This window comes from Bacteroides faecium (assembly GCF_012113595.1).
Taxonomy (GTDB): Bacteria; Bacteroidota; Bacteroidia; order Bacteroidales; family Bacteroidaceae; genus Bacteroides; species Bacteroides faecium.
Genome location: NZ_CP050831.1, coordinates 2,365,829 through 2,391,697, shown reverse-complemented (window position 1 = coordinate 2,391,697; position 25,869 = coordinate 2,365,829). Strand labels below are relative to the sequence as shown.

Sequence of the window (25,869 nt, the reverse complement as noted above, 5' to 3'; positions counted from 1 at the left end):
TTTAGTGTTTAAAATGACGGATACCGGTAGTAACCATCGCCATACCGTGCTCGTTGCAATAAGCAAAAGACAAGTCATCTTTTACCGAACCTCCCGGTTGGATAACAGCCGTAACACCTTCCTTATCCGCAATTTCCACACAGTCGGGGAACGGGAAGAAAGCATCCGAGGCCATCACTGCACCATTCAGGTCGAAACCGAATGATTTAGCTTTTTCAATTGCCTGTTTCAATGCATCTACACGTGAAGTCTGTCCTACACCGCTTGCGAGAAGTTGCTTGCCTTTCGCCAACACGATGGCATTGGACTTGCTGTTCTTCACGATTTTGTTGGCAAACAACATATCTTCTACTTCTTCAGGAGTAGGAGCTTTGTCTGTCACGGTTTTCAGGTCGGCTACCGTTTCAATATTAGTATCTTTATCCTGCACCAATACGCCGTTCAGCAAGGCACGGAATTGCTTCTTCGGCAATTTGGCTTCCTTGCGGACGAGAATGATGCGGTTCTTTTTCTGTCCCAGGATTTCGAGTGCATCCACGTCATAATCCGGTGCGATAATCACTTCGAAGAAAATCTTGTTGATTTCTTCGGCTGCTTCCTTGTCAATCACGCCGTTGGTAATCAATACGCCTCCGAAAGCAGAAACAGGGTCGCCTGCCAATGCATCTTTCCATGCATCCAGTACGGTAGAGCGTGAAGCCAGGCCGCAAGCATTGTTGTGCTTCAGGATAGCGAAAGTGAGGTCGTCGAATTCGTCAATCAGGTCAACAGCCGCGTTGATGTCAAGAAGGTTGTTGTAAGAGATTTCTTTTCCGTGAATCTGGTCGAACATAGCTTCCAGGTTTCCATAGAAATAACCTTTCTGATGCGGGTTTTCACCGTAACGGAGTTGCTTTTGGTTGTTCACCGAGCAACGGAAGGCAGAACCTTCGCCTGCATCGAAATAGTTGAAGATAGCTGAATCATAGTGAGAAGAAACGGCAAATGCTTCTTTTGCCATCCAGCGGCGTTCTTCGAGTGAAGAAGTAGCGCCATGCTCCATCAACATATCCAGCAACGGTTTGTATTGTGCCTGTGAAGCTACGATGATAACATCATTGTAGTTCTTGGCTGCGGCACGAATCAGTGAGATTCCGCCTATATCGATTTTTTCAATAATGTCAGCTTCGGATGCGCCGGAAGCTACGGTAGCTTCAAACGGATACAAGTCTACAATTACCAAATCTATTTCAGGGATTTCGTACTTTTCAATCTGTTGCATATCCTGCTCCAGTCCACGACGACAAAGGATACCTCCGAAGATTTTCGGATGTAATGTCTTTACCCGACCACCGAGGATAGAAGGATAAGTGGTCAAATCTTCCACCGCCTTACAAGGATATCCCAATGATTCAATAAACTGACGAGTTCCGCCTGTTGACAGAAACTCTACTCCTTCTTCATGAAGTTTGGTAATAATTTCTTCCAAACCTTCTTTGTGGTATACAGATACCAATGCAGTTTTTATTCTTTTAGATTCTGACATTGAATTGCCTATTAAGTATTTGATGCGCAAAGTTACGAAATATTGTTCATCGTACGTAATAAATAAGGTGTGAATTAATAAAAAAAAGCGTTGACTCTTCTATATGAAAAATCAACGCTTCTTCGCAAGGTATGTTTCTATTCAAAAACTATTACCAAATAGACACGCGTTTGTCTTTAGGAACGAACATCGGGTCTTGCTCGGTAATGTTGAATGCTTCGTACCATGTTCCGATTTGAGGAAGTGCGCCGTCTACACGCCATTTGCCCAATGAGTGAGGGTCGAGTTTGGTTAATCGGAGAATTTCTTCCGGACGGATATTTCCTGCCCATACATTAGCATAAGCAAGGAAGAAACGTTGTTCGGGAGTAAATCCGTCAACTGTTTCGAGCGGTGCATTCGCTGTTGCATTCTTGAAAGCCTGGTAGGAAACTTGCAGACCGCCATGGTCGGCAATGTTCTCACCGAGAGTCAGCTCACCGTTTCCGTGTACACCCGGGGCTACTTCGATACTGTCAAAGAAGTTCACCATCACTTGGGCACGTTCTTCGAACTTCTTAGCATCTTCTTCCGTCCACCAGTCTTTCAGGTTTCCGTCTTTGTCATATTGACGTCCCTGGTCGTCGAATCCGTGTGTCATTTCATGTCCGATAACGACTCCGATAGCACCGTAGTTCATGGCGTCATCGGCATTCATATCAAAGAATGGCGGTTGCAGGATGGCTGCGGGGAAACAGATTTCGTTGGTAGTCGGGTTATAGTATGCGTTGACCGTCTGCGGTGTCATCAGCCATTCGTCCTTGTCGACGGGCTTGCCGGCTTTGGCAATCATTTCATTGTAATCCCATTGGCTGGCACGTTCGATGTTTGCCCAGTAAGAATCGTTTTTAATCTCCAGAGCGGAGTAATCTTTCCATTTATCCGGGTAGCCGATTTTTACATGGAAGGTAGCCAGTTTTTCCAAAGCTTTCTCTTTGGTCGGTTCGCTCATCCATTCCAGTCCTTTGATACGTTCACCCAAAGAGGTTTGCAGGTTCTTCACCAGTGTAACCATACGTTCTTTGGCAGCAGCGGGGAAGTATTTTTCTACATACATCTGTCCCACGACTTCGCCGAGAACACCGTCCACTGTGCTAACAGAACGCTTCCAACGAGGTTGCATTTCTTTCTTGCCGGACATGGTACGCTCGTAGAAATCGAAGTTCTGAGCTTCGAAGTCATCGCTCAGGTAAGAAGCGGCGGCGTCTATCAATCCCCATTGCAGATACAGTTTCTGATCGTCCAGGGATACGGTATTGATAACATCGGCAACTTCTTTCATGGCAGCAGGCTGACCTACATTCACTTCTTTGAGGTCTTTCAAACCGGAGAGAGTGAAGTATGTATCCCAGTCGAAAGTCGGGAAGTTCTTTTTCAGCGTCTCCATGTCCATCTTGTTGTAGTTGGCATGAGGGTCACGCAGTTCTACTTGTGAACGGGCTGCTTTGGCCAGGCGGGTTTCGATGTTCATTACAGCTTTTACCGCTTTTTGTGCGGTAGCTTCATCGTAACCTGCCAACTGGAACATCTTGGCGATATGTTCCTGATACTTGTTGCGGATATTTTTAGTCTGCTCGTCATCTTCCAGGTAATAGTCGCGCTGTCCCATTCCGATACCGCCCTGGTAGGTTTGTACCATATTCATGGAGCTGTTCATATCATCGGCACTTACGAACATGGTGAAGTAAGGACGAATGCCTTTCTTCTGGCTTTCGGCGATGTATGCGTAGATATCTTTCTTATCTTTAAGTGCGTCGATGACTACCAGTTCCGCTTTAATCGGAGCTACACCTTCCTGGTTCAGTTTCACGCTGTCCATTGCGATATTGTAGAGGTCACCCACTTTTTGAGCGGCGCTGCCCGGAGCGTTGTCTGTCTTTGAAGCCAGTTCGGCAATTAAGGCTTTCAGTTGTTCACGGCTGTTTTCACGCAACATGTCGAATGTTCCGAAACGGGAGTACTCGTCTGTCAGCGGATGGTCTTTCACCCAACCGCCACAAGCGTATTGATAAAAACTTGTACCCGGCATAGCCGTGGTATCCAGATTAGCAAGGTCGATACCGGACGTCAGTACGGCCTCTTTCTTACTGTTACATCCTGTTGTCATAAGGCATACGGCAAGAATTGGTAAATACTTGGTTACTTTCATATTCAATATAATAATTATAGAATTATCATGCTATTTGGTGTCAAAGTTACAGTTTCGTTATATATAACGTCCGGCACCCGTTGTTTTGTTCTAGCCTTTCACTTCTTCCAGTTCCATCGAAACGCGCTCCCACTCTTCGACGATGGTGTCCAACTGTTGTTTCAGTTTCTGATGCTGTTCATACAGTTTCATGTCCGAAGCTCCTTCGGGGGTTGCCATTCTCACTTCGATGATAGCGATGGCAGATTCGGTTTCTTCTATCGAGGCTTCACAATCCGCTACCTGTCGTTCGAGTTTCTTCACTTTCTTATTCAGTTCTTTTTGAGCTTCATAAGAGAGTCTGTTTTCCGAAGGTTGTGCCGCTTCCGGTTCATTGTTTCCTTTGGCAGATGCCGTGGGAGAAGCCGATAAGCCTACGCCTTTCTGAAGTTCATTCAGGCTGTCTATCTTTTTCTTTTGCAGGAATTCATAGATGCCACTGAGGTGTTCTTTCACCACTCCGCCACCGAACTCATATACTTTAGTCGCAAGCCCGTCCAAAAAATCACGGTCGTGGCTGACAAGAATGACTGTTCCGTCAAATTCGCGGATGGCATCCTTCAATACATCTTTTGAACGCATATCCAGATGATTAGTCGGTTCGTCAAGAATCAGGAAGTTGACGGGTTCGAGAAGCAGCTTAATCATTGCCAGTCGGGTACGTTCACCGCCGGAGAGGACTTTCACCTTTTTGTCCGAGGCTTCGCCGCCGAACATGAAGGCACCCAGTATATCCCGTATCTTCAGACGGATGTCTCCTGTGGCTACGCGGTCGATGGTATCGAATACGGTCAGGTTTTCATCCAGCATCTGGGCCTGATTCTGCGCAAAATAGCCGATTTGGACATTGTGACCGATGGTAAGTTTACCGTCGAAGTCTATTTCGTTCATGATACATTTTACCAGTGTGGATTTACCTTCGCCGTTCTTACCGACGAATGCGACTTTTTCGCCCCGGTTGATGGTGAGGTTCACGTCATGGAAAACGACATGTTCACCATAGGCTTTGCGCACGTCTTCGCAGATAACCGGATAGTTTCCGCTACGGCTGGCGGGCGGGAATTTCAGGCGCAGCGAGGAGTTGTCTTCGTCGTCCACTTCGATGCGGTCTATCTTTTCCAGTTGCTTGATACGGCTTTGTACCTGTACGGCTTTAGTGGCTTTGTAGCGGAAGCGTTCGATGAAGTCTTCCGTATCCTGTATCTGTTTCTGCTGGTTCTCGTAGGCACGGATCTGTTGTTCGCGGCGTTCCTTGCGCAGGACTACAAATTCATCGTATTTCACTTTGTAGTCATAAATCTGGCCGCAGGTGATTTCGATGGTTCGGGTAGTTACGTTGTTCAGGAAGGCACGGTCGTGGCTGACTAGTACGACTGCATTGGCACGGGTTGCCAGGAAGTTTTCCAGCCATTGGATACTTTCAATATCGAGGTGGTTGGTAGGCTCGTCAAGCAAGAGGACATCCGGGCGACGCAACAGCAGTTTCGCGAGTTCGATACGCATACGCCATCCACCGGAGAATTCCGAGGTGGGACGTTCAAAGTCTTCCCGGCTGAAACCGAGCCCAAGAAGTGTGCGTTCGATTTCTGCCTGATAGTTTGTGCCGCCCATCATCAGGTAACGGTCGTTCTCGTGGGTGAAGCGGTCTATCAACTGGTGGTATTCTTCCGAATCATAGTCTGTCCGTTCGGCAAGTTCCTGATTCATCCGTTCCAACTTCGCCTGAAGTTCAAATATATGTTCGAATGCCAGTTCCGCCTCTCCCATCACCGTCCGGTTGTCGGAGAGAATCATGACTTGTGGCAAATATCCGATGGTAACATCTTTCGGAGTAGCTACGACTCCATGTGTCGGCGACTGCAAGCCCGCCAATATTTTAAGCATGGTGGATTTACCCGCACCATTCTTACCGACCAACGCAATGCGGTCTTTTTTATTAATGACATAACTAACGTCCGAAAAAAGCGGCGTCGCATTAAATTCTACTGATAATCCTTCTACTGAAATCACTTCTGTCTCTGATTTATAAGATTTTGGACTGCAAAGATAACGCATCCAAACGGAATTAGCTGCTTCCGAGACGATGGAATTTAAAAGTAAGGACACAAAAAAGGCGTAGATATGCATCAAACTGCATAGTCTACGCCTTTTTTCAATATTTTCTTAATCAGAACAACTTGGCAGGATATTCACCGGCATCGACCAATGCCTGAATCTTGTCTACTACGCTCTGGCGGTCTTCCGGATAAGTAACACCGAACCATTTGCTGGTAGTATCAAGAACTTCTACTGTTGCAGTTCCGTCATTAATCAATTTATCCACCATCAACGGGATGAAGAATTCGCTCTTCAGGTTTTCCATGTTCTTCGGGTCGCTCAGGAAGGTTTTGAAGAATTCTTCGCTGTATGCGAAGTAATCAGGAGTGAAGCCCCAGAAGTTCATACTCACCGGAGTAGTGTCGGGAGTAGCAGTCCATTCACCGTTGTCGTCAATGTATTTCACTTCGCCGTCAAGACGTTGAATCTTAGTACGTTCTACAACAGAAGTCAACAGGTTGTCGGCATTTGTACCGCAGATACCACGGGATACTGTACCGCTTTCGCTCAATGTGTTGCCGATACGGAAACCTACCATTGAATAAACGTTCTTTGAACCTTCAGGAAGAGCAGACAGATATTTGCCCATCACCTGGAAAGAGTCACGGCCGTAGAAGTCATCACAGTTGATTACTGCGAACGGTTCTTTTATCACATCGGCACCCATCATTACTGCATGGTTAGTACCCCAAGGTTTTGTACGGTCCGCCGGACAAGTGAAGCCTTCGGGAAGGTCGTCGATAGACTGGAATACCAGTTCGCAAGGAATGTGGCCTTCGTATTTGGAAATAATTTTATCACGGAAATCTTGTTCAAAATCTTTGCGGATTACAAATACAAGCTTACCAAATCCGGCATTGATGGCATCATAAATGGAGTAATCCATAATAGTTTCGCCATTAGGACCCAGACCGTCCAATTGTTTCAAGCCTCCATAACGGCTGCCCATACCGGCTGCCAATAAGAATAAAGTTGGTTTCATAAATTGTGTAATATTAAAAGGTTAGTGATGTCAGTGGCATCAGATTTCGGTGCAAATGTACAAAAACTTTCTTTCTTTTGTCTTGAAACAAAAGAAAGAAACAAAGAAAAATTCAAGACTGACTTTTTTCTCCTACTCACACCCTTCACTACGCTAAAGGGCAGAAACTCGCTACGCTCAAACAGTCTGCCCTTTTTAACGCTTCGTTACGGGTGTTCGCTTAACGGAGAAAAAAGTAGGTCGGAGAACCTTTCGGCATGCAAGTCTATGCAGAATCAAAGGTACATCAATAAGATACATAATGACCAATTAAGGGTGTTTTTGACTATACTGTATCAAGTTTATACAGTAAATCTTTGATAATATAAGATAGCATAAAGCCTAACAATATAAAGCCCAGTAATAGCCTAGTAATATAAAGCCCAGTTCATTGTCCTATGCAGCGAACACGCCGAAAGGGGATCGGCCTCGTTTTTCAGGCGTTAAGCGCAGGTGTTTTCTCCGGCGTTAAGAAGGGCAGACTGTTTGAGCGTAGCGAGTTTCTGCCCTTTAGCCGGAGAGAACACCGGAGTAGCCTGAAAAACGCAGCCTTGAATTTTCTTTGGTTCTTTCTTTGTTTCAAGACAAAGAAAGAACGTTAAAAGGGATACCCAATAGCAAAATGTATTCCCAAATTCTTAAAGAAAGCTCCGGTGACATTGTAATACCCGCTTCGTTCTGTGTCATACGGCAAATGTAAAGGAATACCGAAGTCGAGACGGAATACGAGAATATCCATGTCATAACGGACGCCGATACCTGTGCCCAAAGCAATCTGTTTCGGGAAAGTTTTCAGACGGAGCTGCGAGTCGGGGCGAGCCTCATCCTTGCGCATCAGCCAGACGTTGCCGGCATCGAGGAAGGTAGCTCCCCAGATGCTCTTGAAGATACGGAAACGATATTCCACATTCGCTTCGAAGCGGAAGGTTCCCGTCTGGTCAAGATAGGAATAACGGCTTTCTTCAGGATGGTAACCACCCGGTCCGATGCTACGTACTGTGAAGGCACGGATACTGTTGGCACCACCGACGTAGAACTGTTCGCTATACGGGGCTATGGTGGAATTACCATACGAGAAGAGAGCACCCAGTGCTACGCGGGAAGCAACCTTATTGTTCTTGTCCATATTCCACAAATGGCGGAATTCGGTGTTGAACTTCATAAATTGGGAGAACGGCGCACCCAGGAGTTTTTTCCCTTCTTCATTGTACGGACGACCGAAAGCACGGTAAATGGTGGATGTCAAGTTTCCGGCAGAGGTAACGGTGGATTGCCACCAGACAGGGTTCTTTACACGGCGTGCCGAAGCGTTGTCATAGGTGTATGTGTATTCCATCGCCGGGATGAACTGATTGTCCAGACTGATGTATAGCGCAGGATTGGCATCGGCTATTTCCTGAAATTCTTTCGTTCGATGCTGCAAGACGTTAAACGTCAGTTTGAAAGGCGTAATGCTATGACGGCTTGTGCGAGTCGGTTGGAAATCATAGGTTGCGTTTCCACCGAATGACAATAGTTTGTAATACTTGGCACGGTTCAACTGGTCGACGTATAGGCGGAATGTAGTGGTAGCCGGGAAGTCAAATTCCATTTTACCCAGACGGGGGAATACGACTCTCGGGAAGGTGAGAGATGTGGAAAGCCCCATTTCCCAACTGTTCATTAACGAGCTTTTATTTCCGCCACCGGTTTGCCATTCATAAGAGCCTTTCAGTTTTACGTTCCAGCTTTCTCCACCACCGAATACGTTGTTACGGGTGACTCCGAATGAGGCACCGGGGCCTGTCTGGTCGTTACTTTTGGTAACTACATTAAGTTCCAGTTCGGCATCCAGCGGTTTAGCGAAAGTGGCCTGCATCGTGATGTCCAATGTATCGCAGACGGCTGTCGTATCCCTGGGAGCGTACTGTATGTCCATATAGCTGAATATTCCCAGTTGGCTGAGTTTTTCCTGTACCTGCTCCTGACGGTACTGGCTGTAAAGGCGGGTACGGTTGGAAGCACGCATCTGAGCATTACGCACAAACTGCTGATAATTCAGCCAACGATAGAGCATATTGGGGCGAACTTGTAATTTATTGTAATAGTGGATACTCAGGTTCTTGTAGAGCATGCTGTCATTCGGGGCTTCACCGTTCTTTCCAAACAGATAGACAGATGCGTCGCCTACATAATAGGGACGTTGCGCAGCAGCAGGCAATCCCGGAACAGGAATCAGGCGCAGGCTGATATGACCGCCGGGGATTAAGGTTGTATCTGCCTGGTATGTCATATAGTCGGGACGGAAATAAAAATATCCGCGGTTGCGCAGCAACGTGCTGATGCGGGTACGTTCTTCGTCCAGGTCTACCACACTGAACTGTTCGCCAGGACTGATATAGGACATCCGGCGTCCACGCTCCATAATCCGCAAGGTTTGAGGGGTGAAACGCTGATAATAAACCGTATCAATGAAGTAAGGATTCTTCATATCTACCGTATAGACGATACTTGCTTTCAGGCTGTCTTTCTTGTCGACCAGTGTTTTATAAGTCACTTTACCGTTGAAATAGCCATAGTCACGCAACAGGTTGGTTGTCACTTTGACGCGGACATCCGGATTGACAGTAGAGATAAAGACAGGCGGATTGGCGGCAAAGCGGTTGAACATCCACCTGCCGAAGCCTTTTTTATATTTCACAAAGTCATTGTACATCCACATTTTGAAAGGAACAGGCAGAAAACCTCCAAACATTTTCGTACTGGGCGTTTTGTCAAGGGCTGCGTCAATTTCAGTCATAGCCGTCACACCGACCGGTGTGGTCGATTTATTCTCTACCACTGTCTTGCTACCGGTATAGAGCACTTCCCCTTCGGGCAGATGCTTCGTCACCGAACAGCCGGAAAACAGGATGATACTAATCAGACTTATTGATACTATGTTACTATATATACTTTTCATTCTTATTTCTTTTTCTTAAAGATAAACAGTTCACTGAGTTTATCCAGTTTCTTGCGAAGTACCAGACCGACTCCGGTTTCCGTAATCTCGCCTTCGAGCACACTCTCGTAGTTCTTGTCATAGAACAGACGTACGTAGCGTGTTCCTGTCCTATCCAAACGGTATTCCAGAGATATATTATCGATAAAGGATTCGGCATCGTTCGCCGCATTCTCGCCAGTGGATACCTTACCGCCAATCACAATCTGGAAACGGTTGTTGAAAAGACGCTGAGAATAACGGAAACTATAATCCGTACGCTTGCCACCCGTATCCGAATTATCATGGTCTTCGACACCGACAGAGAGACTTGCATTTTTCAGGTTACCCATCAATGAGTTAATCTGGCTGCTCAATACGGAAGTCAGGGCAGACCCCATGTTCAACTTGCCCAGTCCGCCGCCACCGCCGCCAATCGGGCCGGTGCCGAGATAGGTTTTCATCACCATGATATACAGGGCTTGCTTACCACGCTCTTCCGCTCCCATGGCGGTCAACTCGTTTTGTACGGTCGCGTCTTCGGGAGCTGACACATCGAACGCAAACGAAAGATTATCCAGACGGTTCTTGACTACGACGGAAACGTCGAAATTGACCATGCGGCTTCCGCCGTTCTCCCCTTCGGAGACGGACGCACGGATGCGGTCGGTCGCCTTGAAGTTCAGCATCGGATCCATCGGATTTCCCGTCCATTCCACATAGCTGCCGTTGTCAATGGCAAATTCTTTCGCGGCAATCACCGGTAAGGCGTATTTCATCAAGCCGCCGCTCAAGGTATAGCGTCCCGTCAGTGTCAGGTCACCTTGCGGGGTGTATTTCATGGAGAGGTCACCGCCGCCTTCCAGTTCGATGCGGTTGTCATTGCTTGCGTCCAAATCGACTTTCACACGGACAGACGGGTCGATATGCACCATCATTACCATATCCAGTCCGCCTAACGAGACGGTCGGCACTTCCTGTCGGACGACGGTCGTGGTGTCACTGAATGAGGTGAAGGTCACAAGGCTTCCCAAGCGGTCTTGTACGGTTAATGGTGAGTCGGTCAAAACATACGAGACGTCGGTATTACCTAACAGGCTTACGTTCCCACGCATATTCAGTCCGTCCAAAGGCCCCTTCACCGTCGCCCGGAAGTCGGCAAATACTTTACCGTAAACCAGACTTTCACGGGTGCGTTTGGCATCCAGCAAGGTATAGTTCTGTGCCAGCATATTCAGGTTTGCCATCGGACGACTCATATCACGGAAGTCTACATAACCGTCAATGGTAAACGGATTCTTCGATGTAGTGTAAATGGCGAATTTATCAAATAACAGCCGGTTGTTCTTTATCTGCACAGGACGGTTGTCAAACATGAAACGGGCACCATACTGGCGGGAAAGGACGGCAACGCTATCCAGTACCAGTTCACCGTTTATCAAAGGCTGTTCGGTGCTGCCCGTGATATTCAGGTTTCCATCCATGTCGCCGGACAGGGTGACCATCTGGTCGGGAATGAACACATTCGCCACCCGGAGCGGGAAATGTTCCAGTGTCGTATTCACTTCCAGGCTGTCTTTGCCCGTTCGGGTAGGAAGCAGTTTTCCATCCGCCACCAGTACTTCCACCTGGTCGTGGTTCAGATAAGCGTTGAGATATTGTTTTCCCTGTTCGCCCGGCAGCCAGGTAGCACCCAATGCAATGTCACCGATACGCTGGCGCTCGTAGGTCAGTTCGTCAATAGACGCTTCGGCGGAGAGCTGCAAGTCTTTTTCTGTTTGTACATAGTGGGCTTCCAATGAAAACAATCCGGTTATTTCGGGGAAATAAGGCAATACGCTCGTAATCTCTTGCAGGCGGATTCTTCGTATTTCGACATCTATATTCTGCAAAGATACCGTATCTCCTTGCACAGAATGAACCCGGAATCCCATTCCTTCCTCATCCCACATATCCACGTTGGCATATACACGCATATTCTTATGCAGGTAAATCCAGTTGTGATTCTCGTTGAAATGGAACTTTTGGAAGGCGACAATCGGGTTTTCCGGAATCAGCGTGAAAGCTATTCCGTTGCCCTTTCCCTGTCCTTCGAACAGAGGACGGGCGTTGACGCCCAATAATACGCCTGTTTCTCCTTTGCCGTTTTTGTAATCCACCAGTAATTCTGCATCGCGGTCACGGATTTCTCCAGTCAGAGTGGTGGAGAAAGAAAATTGCGGGTTCTTCGGCCCGTTTATCACTCCGGCACGCAGCTTCATAAGCGTAGTATCCTGTTTGACGGTGAAGAAGATGGTATCGAGTTGCAAAGTATCCATTTTCAATGCATGGATGGCAGCCTTACCGTTGATTCCCCAATCGGGAGCCGTGCCGAATTTCATGGAAGCGTCATGGTAGGATATATTCTTGGTAGCCAGAAAATAGGCTAACGGATTCTCTTTTCCTGCGGAGAAAGACAGGATAGCTGTCGGTAATGCTTTACGCAGTTCGGCGTGATTCAGTTCTTTCTCGTCAATCTGCTTCATCAGGACGTCCACGAAATGGGTAGACTGGCTAATCAGAGGATTGACACCGGAACGCGCACTCAGGTTGAGCTTCATGTCACCGGAAATAAGATGCGTAAACACCCGGTTCTGACGGGCTTCGGCAGAAAGATTGAAAGCGAGCGGGCGTTTCATCGGTTCGGGCATCAGTCCCAGTTCATGCAAGTCGAGCTGAGTGACGTCAACCGTCACTTTTCCGTCGGGATAGCTGTGTGCCAGATTATATTCGGCATCTGTCGTCATTTTCAACAGGGCATTATCACTTGTCAGATTGGCTGTCACTAATGCACCTTTCAAAGCTCCCGTCAGATGGACGTTAGAGAGATGGTATTGGGCATAATGCAGTTGGTCTAACGCCAAGTCCAGTTTGGCATATGAGTGATAAGACATCACATCCAGTCCGCGCCCGTCGGCGGCGGCAGAAAGGGAAAGCTCATAAATGGAGTCTTTCGGAAGGAAATGATGGAGTTGCAGGTTGTCTATTTTCAAGTCTGCCTTGTAAACTTCGGTGGCAGTATTTAATGCCGCGTTCACATTCATAGCCCCCTGTCCTTCTTTCAGATGCAGGTTTGCTTTGTATTCAGGGCCTTTGATGTCTACCTGCGCAACGAGATTCATGCTGTCGGGGATGACAATCGTGCCGTTAGGCGCTTCACCGGACAAGGCGGTAAGGAAATTCAGGTTCTGCGTCTTCATCTTCAGACCGATGGTTCCCGAACGGGTAATGCTGTCGGCGAGGTTTTCGAGGATACCGCCGCCCTCTAAGGAGAATGCGCCCGGCAAGTCTACCGTAAAGCGGGAAATCTGCATCTCTTTCAAGTTACCGTCCGTACCGGCACGGATGACAAGCGGACGGAAAGGATAGGCTTCCTTGAAGCTGTCCGGCAGTCCGCCGGTGAATAACATCACGTCCTCTTTGCCGATATACGCATTGAGATTGGCAGTCAAGCGTCCGGTAGTCGGGATGTTGACAAGTTCCCAATAAGTATGGGCGGATAAATCTATTTCGGAATGAGGAGTTTGCAGTTTCAAGCCGGGAACACTGATGATTGAATCGTTAGAGTATGCCCTACCTGTCAATGAGGTGATGCTCAATCCCGAACGTTCGTTCATGGTGAATTCGCGGATGACAGCATTCATATCCCTACCTTTATATAATAAGGAGTCCAGACCGATGCTGACATCACGGACGGCAATATGCGAAGTGTCGAAACCTTCGACGGGTTTAGCCGCACCGGTATCATAGCTGGCGGAAGTGCCCGACAACAAAAATTGTTTCAATCCATAGAACTGGTTCTTCAAGTCGGCTTGGGCATCGTCAATGGTCGCTTCGCCAATATGCGCAGCCATCCGCATCGAATCGGCGGGAAGCTGCATGCTGAACGATACGTTTTTCAGTTTCAGTTGATGAAGGTCTACTTTCCAGTTTACAGGAGCCGAAGCGGTGGTATCCTTGGGGGTGGTCGTGGTGTCGTTCATCAGCATCTGCACATGAGTGTCCGATAGTTCCGTTGCGTTGATAACGGCTGTTTCGTTGGACAAATCGACACCGTGGCTTTGCAGGAAGAAACGCCCCAATACACCTTTTATCTCCATGCCGTCTATCAGATTGGCAGAATTGAAGGCTACGCGGCTCAAGGTCACTTCGTCCACTTCGACTTTTCCTTTGATGAGCGGCCACGCCTGCACGCGTACGTTCAGGCTTTCCAGAGACAATAGCGTGTCCGGCTGCTGAATCACTTCCACGCCACGAACCAACAGATTGAGCGGAAAACGAAGGTCGATTCGTTCCACCTGAATCTGCATGCCGGTTGCTTTAGAAGCATATGCAGTAACCTCCCGACGTATAAGATTCTGTACGGGGGGAATGTAAAGTAATACCATTAGTATTACAAAGAATATTATAGGAGTAAGCAGAATCCAGCTTACCCGTCGTATCCATTTTCGTTTCATGTAAAAATGTGCCAGTGTAAATTAGGTGACACAAAGTAAACAATTTATTTTGAGAAAAGGTTTGGATAAAGGCAAGAAAGATACAATGACCGGTCAAGGAGTAGGATATTTACGCCTAATCGACACTTTTCATCGACGTTAAGTAATTTTCCGCTTCGCTGATTATAATACAAACGGTTGACAGTGCAGCCGATGCCGTATCGCTTATTTCACTAGAGAAAGACTCTCCGCGACAGGATTCCAAGAACTTTAAAGGAGCTATTGCGTCCGAAGCTCCTATCAACGTGAGGAGAGGGAGCAGTTTATGCGCCATAGCAGCTATCCCGTCTGTATCTTTGTCAACGAAGGCTTGTCGCATCCGTTCGACATTCTTTTTTGTTTCCTCGACAAAGGTCTGAATGATAGAATATGCCGCTTCCGGGTCATCCTCGGAGTAGGCGGTGAGTGCGGGAAAGTTTATTCCGGTGTTTACCATATCTTCTGTGATGTGGGCCTCATCAGCCGAAAGTTGTCCCTCGTTGACTGTCAGCAGCAATTCTTTCACTGTAAACGGTTTATGCAGGCATCCGGCAAAGCCGTGCTCACGCAGGGCGGATTTGTCCATTTCACTGCGGGCGGTCACGGCAATCACAGGGATGGTCTTTGCCTGCGGAATATTAGAAGCACGCAAGAGTTTCACCAAATCGAAGCCGTTGATAGCGGGCATTTGTATGTCTGTCAGCAATACATCGAAAACGGAAGTGCGGAGTTGTTCGATAAGCTCTTCGAGCTGCTCGCAACATACTGCGTCAATACCGTGCTGTTTCAACATGGCTGCCGTCAGGCTGAGTTGGATTTTATCATCATCAATCAAGAGGACGCGGATTACTTTCATCAGGGGGATGGCAGTTGCAGCTTCATTCATAGCCGTAGCTTCGTTTTCCAACGATGATTGGCTTTCTGTAATGGGTTGACTTTCCGGGATGGATTCGCCTACCGGATAAAGAGGTAGAGCGACCGTAAAGCAACTTCCCTCTCCCAATTTGCTCTGCACATCAATCGTGCCCTCAAGCAGAGCGACCAGCTTTTTTACAATGGATAATCCCAAGCCGAAGCCTTCTTCTCCCTGCGCACCGGACAAACGGGTAAACTCCTGGAAAATACGTTCACGGTCTTCGGCAGCCATGCCTTTTCCGCTGTCTGCAATCGCTATCGTCAGCTTTGATGAATCATATCGGGCTGTCAGCGTTATCTCGCCTTGTTGAGTAAACTTCACGGCGTTAGACAGAAGGTTGTTCACAATCTGCCGAAGCCTCAAAGGGTCGCTGATGTAACGTCCGTTCAACTCCGGAGCGACGTGGCACTGCAATGCCAATCCTTTGGCGGCTGTCAACGGTTCAAAGCTGACATAGATTTCTTCAAACAACTGCGAAGGATTGAAAGTGACACGGTTCACTTCCGCTTTATTAAGGTCGAGGCGATGGAAGTCGAGCAAGTCGCTGACCAGTTTCAAGAGATGTTCCGAGGAGCTTTTCATATTGTCCAGATAGAAGCGTTGCCGTTCGTCCCCTGTCAGGCGGGACAGTAGTTCGGTATAACCCATGATGGAGCCTAGCGGCGCTTTGAAGTCGTGGGTTATGGCAAGCATCAGTTTTTCACGGGCAACGAGCAGGTCTTCCGCCCGTTTGTTCGCTTCTTCCAACTGTCGGCGGTAGCGGTTGCTGCGGGAGATGTCACGTACAATCAATATCAGGAAAAAGACAGACAGCAAAACAGCGCCGATAGCGATTCCGGCAATGGTGCGTGCGGAGCGCATTCTTACTTCCTGTTGCATCTCGGCATCCTGACGGGCACGCAGGCTCATTTCTTCTTCGTATTGTTTTATCAGACTATCCATTCTTGCCGTCAACTGCGAATTCATACGCTGGTATTTCGTACTGGTGCGGCGGATTGTTTTTCGTCGTTGAAGACGCTTTTCCTCGGTAGCCATGCGAATCTTTTGCTGAAGGGAGTCTTTGGAAGTAGCAGGTTCGAGAATGGTATCCGTGGCAACTTCCAGAGAGGTGTTGACCAATACGGCACTATCCTGCCTGGAAGGTGCAAACACTTCTGCCACTCTCTTGAAAAAGCCTTTCTTCTTGGGCGTAGTCAGCAGAGAATCGCGTTTGGTGATAACCCGGTGTTGTACGCGTTGGTGGGTGATAATGGAATCCTGTTCGGATATAATCTCTTCAATCTCTGAAGCGGAAAGCAGGCTGTCGTTCGCTTCACTCAATACGCGGAGCATCTGGATGGTATTCTGGTCTTTCTCGTGAATCAGAGTCAGCAGGCTGTCTGTCCGCAGATTCTGCTGGTCGTCGGCAGCCGACAGTGTCTCCATCTCATGATGAACAAACACCAGAGAAAAAAGAAGAATCGCAAGTAATAACGTGTAACCGATGGTTACTTTCAGTTTTGTGAAACGATAGGAAGCCATGCGATTTTATGTATTAAATAATTAAGTATTAGCTCGGGGAACGGGGAGTTTCGTCATATAGTGGAAACGCCACCAAAGCATTAATCCCGCACTTGTCAGTCCGAAAGGGAACGCCATCCAAACACCTACTACTCCCCATTCCATCACGAAACCGCAGAAGTAACCTACGGGAAGGGAGATGATAAAGTATGCTATAAAGGCGATGATCATCATCAGTTTCACATCCGAGATTCCACGCAGAGCGTTGGCAAAAGTTATCTGCAATCCGTCGCCAAACTGATAGACGAGGAAAGGGAATATGAGAGAAGTAACCATGGCAGCTACTTCCAGGCTGTCGGTAAACCAACTCCCCAAGTGATTGCGGCAAAGAAAGACGATAAAGGAGAGTACCACCCCCAATGTCATCATCAAGTGAAAACCGGCATAGGCGGAACGGCGCACATTGATTATATCATTCTGTCCTTTGAAGTTGCTGACACGGACAGCTACGGCAGCGCCCATCCCGTAATACATCATAAAGGTAAATTGAGAGATTGCCAGCATGACCTGGTGGGAAGCCAAAGCAATCGTGCCCAGCCAACCAATCATGATGGCACTCAGGCTGAAAGAAGCTGTCTCCATTCCCATCTGGAAGGCGACCGGCCATCCGAGTCCGTTCAAACGGCCAAAGATGGCGCGTGACCATCCCAGCCGGAGAAAACCGACTTTATAGCGGATGAAACGCGAGCTGCGTACAAAGATGATGATAAATACAATCACCATTACGATACGTGAAAACAGGGTGCTGATACCTGCTCCCAACAAGCCGAGTTCGGGGAAGCCAAGTTTTCCGTAAATCAAGATATAATTGCCGATGATGTTCAAGACATTTCCACCCAAGAGTATCCACATGGCGGTTTTGGTATCCGTGATTCCGTCTGTAAATTGCTTGAATCCATTAAAAAGCATGACGAACACCAGGGAAGCAAGCAACACCAGGTAGTAAGGTTTAATCAAGGGAATCAATTCGTCCGGTTGTCCGAGATGTTCTATGTTTAGGAAAAGAATAGTCATGCAGACAGTCAGCAGAAGGGCGACCATCAAGTTTGCCAGCAGACTGTTGCGCAGGGCTTGTCCGGCAGGGGCATATTGATGGGTGCCGTACAGACCGCCTACGATGGGAGTCAGTCCGTACGAGAATCCGGTACTGAAAATGATAGCTAGATTAAACACATTATTCACGAAAGATGCCGCGCCCAGCTCTACCGTGCTATGATGCCCAATCATTAATGTATCGGCAAATCCGAGTACTATAACGCCTATCTGTCCGATGACAATAGGTAATCCTAGATAAATCAGTGCTTTATAATGATCCTTATATATATCAAATAGTCTCTTCATTGTCTTTGTCTTATAAATGGTGAGATACCATTACTTGTATGCCGCAAGGAAACCTTGCCGGGCACTACGCCCTACTTTTATAATAGAGTACAACCCCGTTCTCTTTCCGGAAAGCCGATTGGGCTACAGTCTGCAACTGCTCGGCGGTGACGGAGCGATAACGGTCTACTTCTTCTTCCATGTCTTCTGCTTGTCCCAACAATTCGAACCAGGCAAGGTTGGTCGCTACATTCAGATAATTAATATTACCGAATATCTGTGTAGACTCAAATTTGTTTTTTACTTTCTCCAGTTCCTGTTCGCTGACAGGTTCCTGTTGCAAGCGGTCGAGTTCTTCGCGCACTGCCGCTTCCGCCTGTTCGAGGGTAACACCTGCCGAAGGCTTGCCGGAAATATGGAATAATCCCGCATCCACACTACCGGAGATATAAGCATCAATGCTCGAAAACAGTTGTCTCTCTTGTACAAGGCGCTGGCTCAAGCGACTGGACCGTCCGTTGCTCAATATATCCGACAGAATATCAAAGGCATAATAATCCGGATGCCGATGACTGCACATATGAAAAGCCATGAACAAGGCGTCGAGGGGAACATTCCGTTCTACCGTCAATCGGCGTTCTTCCGTCTGTTCCGGTTCCTGCGGAAGGTTCCGTTGGGGAACTTCCCGGCGGGGAATAGGGCCGAACCATTTTTCTGTCAGCGATACGGCTTCTTCGAAAGTGATATTACCGGTTACGGACAGAATCGCATTGTTCGGGGCATAAAAACGGAAGAAGAATGCTTTTACTTCTTCCAGTGTCGCGTTGGCGATATGCGACAGGTCTTTGCCGATGGTAGGCCACTGATAGGGATGCGCCTGATAAGCCAGGGGACGGAGAAGATGTCCTACGTCTCCATAAGGCTGGTTCAGACAGCGTTGCTTGAATTCTTCCATTACTACTCCCCGCTGTACTTCCAGGCTCCGTTCGCTGAAATCAAGACTCAGCATACGGTCGGATTCGAGCCAAAAGCCGGTTTCCACGTTCTGGCGAGGTACAGTGAGGTAGTAATTGGTGATATCATTGTTCGTCCAGGCATTATTCTCGCCACTTGCCAGTTGAAGCGGCATATCATAATCGGGAATATTCACCGAGCCGCCGAACATCAAGTGTTCAAACAGATGGGCAAAGCCGGTATGTTCGGGGTGTTCGTCACGAGCTCCCACATTATATAATATATTAAGGGCCACCATCTGCGTACTTTCGTCCTGCGAATGTACCAAACGCAACCCATTGTCAAGAATATGCCTGTTGATTTTCATATCATTTAGTCAAGTATTGTCGCTTTTATTATCTTTACATCTTCTTCGGGACGGTCGCTACGGTCTGTCTTTACCTTCTGGATTTTATCTACAATATCCATACCTTCCACTACTTCGCCGAATACGGTATATTCACCGTCCAGATGCGGAGTGCCGCCTACGGTAGTGTATGCTTCAATCTGTTCAGGGGTGAAGTGGAATTCCGGTTCTTTAGCCGACAACTCCTGTGCCTCTGCAAACAGTTTTTCCTGCAAGTCGTAAAGACCGTTTTCGTCGTTTTCCTTACGCATCTTATAGATTTCCTTCATGTGCTTCTGCGCCAGGTTGTTGAAAATAACGTTGATTTTATTTTCATTCATCTGGCTTTCCATGCCGAGCAATGTGGAGTCATTGTAGACTTTACCTGTCACGATATAGAACTGGCAACCGGAAGATTCTTTCTTCGGGTTCACATTGTCTCCCTGACGGGCTGCCGACAGGGCGCCTTTCTTATGGAAATACTTCGGATATACGAATTCAGCCGGAATGGTGTAACCGACATCACCGCTGCCCAGCATTTTTCCTTTTGGTGCATTCTTCGAATCCGGGTCGCCTGCCTGAATCATGAAGTCTTTGATGACACGATGGAACAATGTTCCTTCATATACTCCGTCTTTCACCAGTTTGATAAAATTATCACGATGCTTTGGTGTCTCATTGTACAACTTCACTTTGATGTCTCCGGCAGTTGTTTCAATCTTTACCAATGTCTCTTTATCCATGTCTCCTCCTTTTTTTGTTCCGGTTTTGCAGGAAGTTAATCCGCAAAACGATATAGTTAATAATATCAATACAATCTTTTTCATAACGCTTTTATTTAATTTAAGTTTGCAAATATACCACTTTCGCCTAAATCATCTTACCTTTGTGACTTAAAAGAATCAAAACCTGAGATGATGAAAGCCATATTAATAGTCGAAGATGATATAACTTTTGGAATGATGCTCAAAACCTGGTTAGGTAAAAAAGGGTTTGAGGTGTCGTCAGTGAGTAATATTGCGCGTGCCCGGAAGCATATCGAAAGTCAGACTGTTGACCTGGTATTATCAGATTTACGGTTGCCCGATTATGAGGGTATTGATTTGTTGAAATGGATGAATGAACGGGAGATAAATATTCCGTTGATTATCATGACAGGATATGCGGATATTCAATCTGCCGTGCTGGCGATGAAACTCGGAGCACGGGATTATATCGCCAAACCTGTGAATCCGGAAGAGTTGTTGAAGAAAATATCCGAGGCTTTGCAGGCGGAAAGCAATCCGGCTGCTGCTCATTCCGCTACCAGAAATTCTTCTCATCCAAAAAAGGGCGCTTCTAATTCACAAGGCACTTCCGAAACTCACCATTCTTATCTGGAAGGGGAAAGTGATGCTGCCAAGCAGCTTTACAATTATGTCGGGCTGGTGGCGCCGACCAATATGTCCGTACTTATCAATGGCTCCAGCGGAACGGGAAAAGAATATGTGGCGCATCGTATCCATCAACTCAGCAAGAGAAGCGACAAGCCGTTCATTGCGGTAGATTGCGGCTCTATCCCCAAAGAACTGGCAGCTTCCGAGTTTTTCGGCCATGTGAAAGGTTCTTTTACGGGTGCATTGACTGATAAAACGGGAGCTTTCGTCGCAGCCAACGGCGGTACTATCTTTTTGGATGAAATCGGAAATCTTAGTTATGAGGTACAGATTCAACTGCTCCGTGCCCTGCAAGAGAGAAAGATACGTCCGGTCGGCTCTACACAGGAAATATCCGTGGATATTCGCCTGGTATCCGCCACCAACGAGAATTTAGAGCAAGCGATTGAAAAGGGAACGTTCCGCGAGGACCTTTATCACCGTATCAATGAGTTCACATTGCGGATGCCTGATTTGAAAGAACGAAAAGAAGATATTCTGCTCTTTGCCAACTTCTTCCTCGACCAGGCGAACAAGGAACTGGACAAGCATCTGATTGGTTTTGACACAAAGGCATCACAGGCTTTGCTGAGTTATCATTGGCCGGGAAATATACGGCAGATGAAGAATATCGTCAAAAGAGCGACTTTATTGGCGCAGGGTAGTTTTATTACTTTATTGGAACTGGGAACTGAACTGTTCGAAGTTCCAACAACGAATACCGCAAGTATGGCGCTTCGCAATGAAGAGACTGAAAAAGAACATATTCTGGAAGCGTTGCGCCAGACCGGGAATAATAAGAGCAAGGCTGCACAGTTATTGGATATTGACCGGAAGACTTTATATAATAAGCTGAGGTTGTATAATATTGACTTGTAGGTGCCAAGTCGCCGTTAAAGATTCATCATATAGCCGTTATACATCTGTTATCCCGTAGTTATTGTTCGGGCAGAGCGCCGATATAGTTAGTTTACCACGGCTGTGGAGAGTATTCGTCACGGCCGTGGTAGCATCTCTTCACGGCCATGAGAAGAAGTTACCACGGCCGTGGTAAACTAACTATATCGGCGCCTCAACAGAACGATAGCGGCATCTTAAGATAACTATACCTACTTCCTACTCTATAAAGTCCCACTCAATAAGCCCGTAACAAGCGCTTACAATCCAGTAAAGCCTTACGGACATACAATTGGAATACGGTGCTGCTTTAATCAAATGTACTTAGAACATACCGAACTGCCAAAGATAGTATTCTATTTTATCTCCACTTTTGTTTGCAGTCTGATGTCATCGGAAGCAGAACCAACCATTATCTGAAAAGTCCCCGGTTCTACTACTGTTCTTAAATCCCGGTCTACCAATGCAAAATCACTTTCAGACAAAACGAACTTCACTTCCTTAACCTCTCCACGCTTTAAATAAAAGCGTTCGAAATGTTTCAACTGCTTTAGCGGTTGCACTACCGAAGCGTATTCATCTCTCAAATAAAGCTGGGATACTTCTTCGCCATCATATTTCCCGGTATTCTTGACCTTGAATGAAACTTCAAAAGAATGAGGGGATATGGATGATACACATAAATCCGAATATTCGAAAGTTGTATAACTCAGCCCATATCCGAAAGCATAAAGCGGAGAAGCGGACAGTTCTACATAATCGTGGTTCTGAGGTGCTTTCTTGTTGTAATAAATGGGAATCTGCCCTACCGAACGGGGAACTGTCAGCGGTAATCTTCCTGCCGGGTTATAATCTCCGAACAGGACATCAGCGATGGCATTTCCGCCTTCTTGTCCCGGATAGTAGGCTGTCAACAGAGCATCGGCGTTTTCATCAGCCCAAGTTTTATCCAAAGGGCGGCCTTCGATATATACTACAATCAACGGTTTCCCCGTAGCTTTCAAGACTTGGAGCAATTCTTTCTGTTTTCCCAACAAAGAAAGCGTTGCGCGGTCAAACCCTTCACCACATTCCATATCACTGATCGTCTTTTCGTCGGCAATGGCCGCACCTGTTTCTTTATAACTGGTTTTGAAATCACGGGCGCTGGAACCACCGACTACGGCAATAATGACTTCGGAACGCCGGGAGACAGCAATAGCCTGTTCAATATCAGAAGCCAAAGTATCACGTATGGAACAGCCCTTCGCATATTCTACCTGAAATCGAGACAACTTATTCCTAATTCCATCCAATACGGTCTTAACATTCTTCTCTTCCTGAGGAGCAGTATAGTCTCCCAACATATTGTAACAATTATCAGCATTAGGCCCTATTAATGCTACTTTGGAAATATTCTTATTTAACGGAAGCAGTGAACAATCGTTTTTCAATAAAGTGATTGAGGCTTGCGCTACCTTACGTGCCAAAGCAATATGCGCATCATTACGCACTTCTTTCTTCGCTTTTTCAGGGATGACATAAGGATTCTCAAATAATCCCATCTCAAACTTTAACCGGAGTACACGGGCGACAGATGCGTCAAGCACTGCATTACTGATACGACCGGTGTTTACAGCGTTCATTATATTCATATATGCATCACCTCCCAAGTCTACATCTACTCCGGCTGATAAAGCCATGATGGCAGCTTCCTCCATGGTTGATGCAACAAAATGGCTCTGATGAATACCTTCAATACTATACAAGTCCGAAACTACAAATCCTTTAAATTTCCAGTCATTCTTTAAAAGTCCGGTCAACAAGCTGTGATTTACAGTACAAGGGATACCATCCATCGAATTATAGGAAGTCATGACAGACAAGGCTCCGGCATCAATTGCCTGCCGGAAAGGGGGAAGAAAGTTCTCGTGCAACTCACATATCCCTACAAAAGAGGGATTTCCGTTCTGTCCGCTCTCCGAGATTCCATAGGCCAGAAAATGCTTCAATGTAGCCAGTGTGCTGTATGGTTGGGATAGATTTCCACCACCCAGTCCTTCAACCATTGCTTTCCCTATCCCCCCAGTCAGCACAGGGTCTTCACCGAACGTTTCTTCTACACGCGACCAACGCGGGTCACGGGTAAGGTCGAGCACGGGACCATAGCTGATATGTCCGCCCTGAAGTCGGATTTCTTTTCCTATCGCGTTCCCGACTTCATTTATCAATTGAGGTGACCAAGTGGCAGCCATTCCGATTCCCGTCGGAAAGACAGTAGCACCGATTGCCATATGACCGTGTGGAGCTTCTTCTGCCAAGAATATGGGGATTCCCAAACGGGTATTCTCCATTACATATTTCTGCAAGGCATTTCCAGCCTTAGCTGCCAATGCGGGATTCAGACCATTTTCGAGTGTTTTCTTTGTCCACGGGTCGGCACGGTAAGTTGCCCAAAGCATTCCGACATGACGTTCTTTCATCAGTTGCTTGAACTTGTCGGAAACGGTGACTGTTTCTCCTCTTATTTCATACATTTCCCAACCTAAGGGGCAGAGAAGTTGACCGACTTTCTCTTCCACGGTCATGCGGAAGAGTAAGTCTGCCACTCGTTGTTCGACCGGTAGTTGGGGATTTTTATAGGATTCTATTGGCAGTTGTGCAGAAACACAGGTTCCCACCATCAACAGTCCCAAAAACAATAGTAATCCACATATTCTATTTAGCATAAATAACCTCTATTTATATTAATGACTTTATTTCTCCATTATAAAAAACATTTCAAATAAGAAACCTGCTATCATCCCGCAATGCCTTGTGGCAAAGCTGATTTGACAGCAGGCTTCATTTGAGTGAAAAACAACTTCTATTCTACCCTATTTTAGAACGGACATTTCTGATTGTCGACATAAGTAACAGTACCACCCGGTACAGCATTATGTCCATGTCCAGTCATATCAAGCACCGAACCATCATCCTGCGTTTCACCGTCAAAACGCCAGTAGGCTACGAGTCCTTCACTGGTTGGGTCTACATAACAAACGCCATCCTCAATCTGTGCGGATGTACGCGCTACGTTCCACACACGACATTCACTGATGTAACCATCAAAGAAACGAGCATTACCGGCTGAACGACCGATGGAGAATGTATCATTCCAAGTATGTCCATCATAAGCCATACTCAAGTTTATGCTTCCGCCATTTTTGGTTTCTACGAAGTGAATTTGTTCACCATCCAAATAAAGACGAAGATACTGACCATCATATACGGCAGCAAAGTGCAACCAATGGCCGGTAGGAAACTCTTTCTCTACCCACGATTCATAATGGTCTTTCTTGTCGGGATGTGAAGCCGAACCGATAGAGCCTTTCACGAACTGCAATTTATTCACAGGATTACCAGCACCGTCACCAAAACGGAAGAGGAAGTTTTCTTCGCATCCGCACAACGAACTGATACCATTAGCACTTCTTTCAGAACCAACCGGGAAGGATACAGGAAGCACCTTCATCTCCAATGTCATCTGTCCGAGTGCTTTCACCGGACTGTTCTCCTGATTACCGAACGAAGGAATATTAAAGTATCCCCGACGTGCCAAGTAAGCAGCTTTGATTTCAATCACTTTAGTGAGCATGACATAAGCTGTACGGGAACTTTCCATCACCTTCAGATCACTGTTCGATACGGAAGTAATAGATACGGGAAGGCAATAGGAAACACCTTCCTGCAATTTATCTGCATCAGCAGTTACCTTGATTTGCGTAGACTGGTTTGATCCGGCAGGAATAATCACATCACCTGCTTCAAAACTATAACTGCCTTCCGGTGGCATTTGGCAGTTGCGTCCGGTAGAGGCATTGAAAGATTCCAGTAATTGAGGAGCTACCTGTACGCCTACTGTTACATCGGCTTCCGCTTTATCGGTGGAAGTCACAGTCAATCCTAAAGTGGACTGTCCCTCTACCAAGAATTTCACGTTCGACGAAGTCAGCGTGCCGGTCATGTATACGGCATCACTGTAATCCGGTTCGGTTTTGCAGCCTGAAACACAGAGCAACAAAGCCAATAAAGATAAAAGTGTATATTTCTTCATAGTC

At 46.9% G+C, this 25,869-nt stretch carries 13 protein-coding genes; 1 reads left to right on the top strand and 12 read right to left on the bottom strand.

Going from position 1 to position 25,869, the window contains the following annotated elements; all coding sequences use genetic code 11:
- Position 1: 1 nt before the first annotated feature.
- From purH to BacF7301_RS08245, 10 genes are all read right to left on the bottom strand, one after another.
- Positions 2-1,525 carry a bifunctional phosphoribosylaminoimidazolecarboxamide formyltransferase/IMP cyclohydrolase gene (gene purH, locus BacF7301_RS08290; protein ID WP_167961882.1) on the bottom strand — a complete coding sequence of 508 codons (1,524 nt, stop codon included), beginning with the start codon at positions 1,523-1,525 and terminating at the stop codon, positions 2-4.
- 151 nt (positions 1,526-1,676) lie between these two features.
- Positions 1,677-3,713 (bottom strand): M13 family metallopeptidase, encoded by a 2,037-nt coding sequence (locus BacF7301_RS08285; protein WP_167961880.1) that lies wholly within the window; start codon positions 3,711-3,713, stop codon positions 1,677-1,679.
- 90 nt (positions 3,714-3,803) lie between these two features.
- Positions 3,804-5,762, bottom strand: coding sequence for an ABC-F family ATP-binding cassette domain-containing protein (locus tag BacF7301_RS08280; protein ID WP_167961878.1), 1,959 nt, complete (start codon positions 5,760-5,762; stop codon positions 3,804-3,806).
- Positions 5,763-5,919: 157 nt separating this feature from the next.
- Positions 5,920-6,831, bottom strand: a complete 912-nt coding sequence (locus BacF7301_RS08275) for a nucleotidyltransferase family protein (protein ID WP_167961876.1) — start codon at positions 6,829-6,831, stop codon at positions 5,920-5,922.
- 637 nt (positions 6,832-7,468) lie between these two features.
- Positions 7,469-9,811, bottom strand: a complete 2,343-nt coding sequence (tamL, locus tag BacF7301_RS08270; protein WP_167961875.1) for a translocation and assembly module lipoprotein TamL — start codon at positions 9,809-9,811, stop codon at positions 7,469-7,471.
- A gap of 2 nt (positions 9,812-9,813) precedes the next feature.
- Positions 9,814-14,325, bottom strand: coding sequence for a translocation/assembly module TamB domain-containing protein (locus tag BacF7301_RS08265; RefSeq protein WP_167961874.1), 4,512 nt, complete (start codon positions 14,323-14,325; stop codon positions 9,814-9,816).
- A 115-nt stretch (positions 14,326-14,440) separates the two neighbouring features.
- A complete protein-coding gene (locus tag BacF7301_RS08260; RefSeq protein WP_167961873.1) occupies positions 14,441-16,780 on the bottom strand; it encodes an ATP-binding protein in 2,340 nt (779 codons plus the stop codon).
- Positions 16,781-16,801: 21 nt separating this feature from the next.
- Positions 16,802-18,160 carry an MATE family efflux transporter gene (locus tag BacF7301_RS08255; RefSeq protein ID WP_167961871.1) on the bottom strand — a complete coding sequence of 453 codons (1,359 nt, stop codon included), beginning with the start codon at positions 18,158-18,160 and terminating at the stop codon, positions 16,802-16,804.
- 64 nt (positions 18,161-18,224) lie between these two features.
- The gene (locus tag BacF7301_RS08250; RefSeq protein WP_167961869.1) at positions 18,225-19,460 is read right to left on the bottom strand and encodes a M16 family metallopeptidase; all 1,236 of its coding nucleotides are present in this window, start codon (positions 19,458-19,460) and stop codon (positions 18,225-18,227) included.
- A 5-nt stretch (positions 19,461-19,465) separates the two neighbouring features.
- Complete coding sequence (locus BacF7301_RS08245) at positions 19,466-20,305, bottom strand: peptidylprolyl isomerase (protein WP_167961867.1); 840 nt, start codon at positions 20,303-20,305, stop codon at positions 19,466-19,468.
- A gap of 87 nt (positions 20,306-20,392) precedes the next feature.
- Here BacF7301_RS08245 and BacF7301_RS08240 point away from each other — a divergent pair, with 87 nt between their 5' ends.
- Positions 20,393-21,772 (top strand): sigma-54-dependent transcriptional regulator, encoded by a 1,380-nt coding sequence (locus BacF7301_RS08240; protein WP_167961865.1) that lies wholly within the window; start codon positions 20,393-20,395, stop codon positions 21,770-21,772.
- A gap of 374 nt (positions 21,773-22,146) precedes the next feature.
- Here the strand turns inward: BacF7301_RS08240 and BacF7301_RS08235 are convergent, their stop codons facing one another.
- Together BacF7301_RS08235 and BacF7301_RS08230 are read right to left on the bottom strand one after the other, a co-directional pair.
- On the bottom strand, positions 22,147-24,498 hold the full coding sequence (locus BacF7301_RS08235) for a glycoside hydrolase family 3 N-terminal domain-containing protein (protein ID WP_167961863.1): 2,352 nt from the start codon (positions 24,496-24,498) through the stop codon (positions 22,147-22,149).
- 152 nt (positions 24,499-24,650) lie between these two features.
- On the bottom strand, positions 24,651-25,865 hold the full coding sequence (locus BacF7301_RS08230; protein WP_167961861.1) for a DUF1735 and LamG domain-containing protein: 1,215 nt from the start codon (positions 25,863-25,865) through the stop codon (positions 24,651-24,653).
- Positions 25,866-25,869 lie beyond the last annotated feature (4 nt).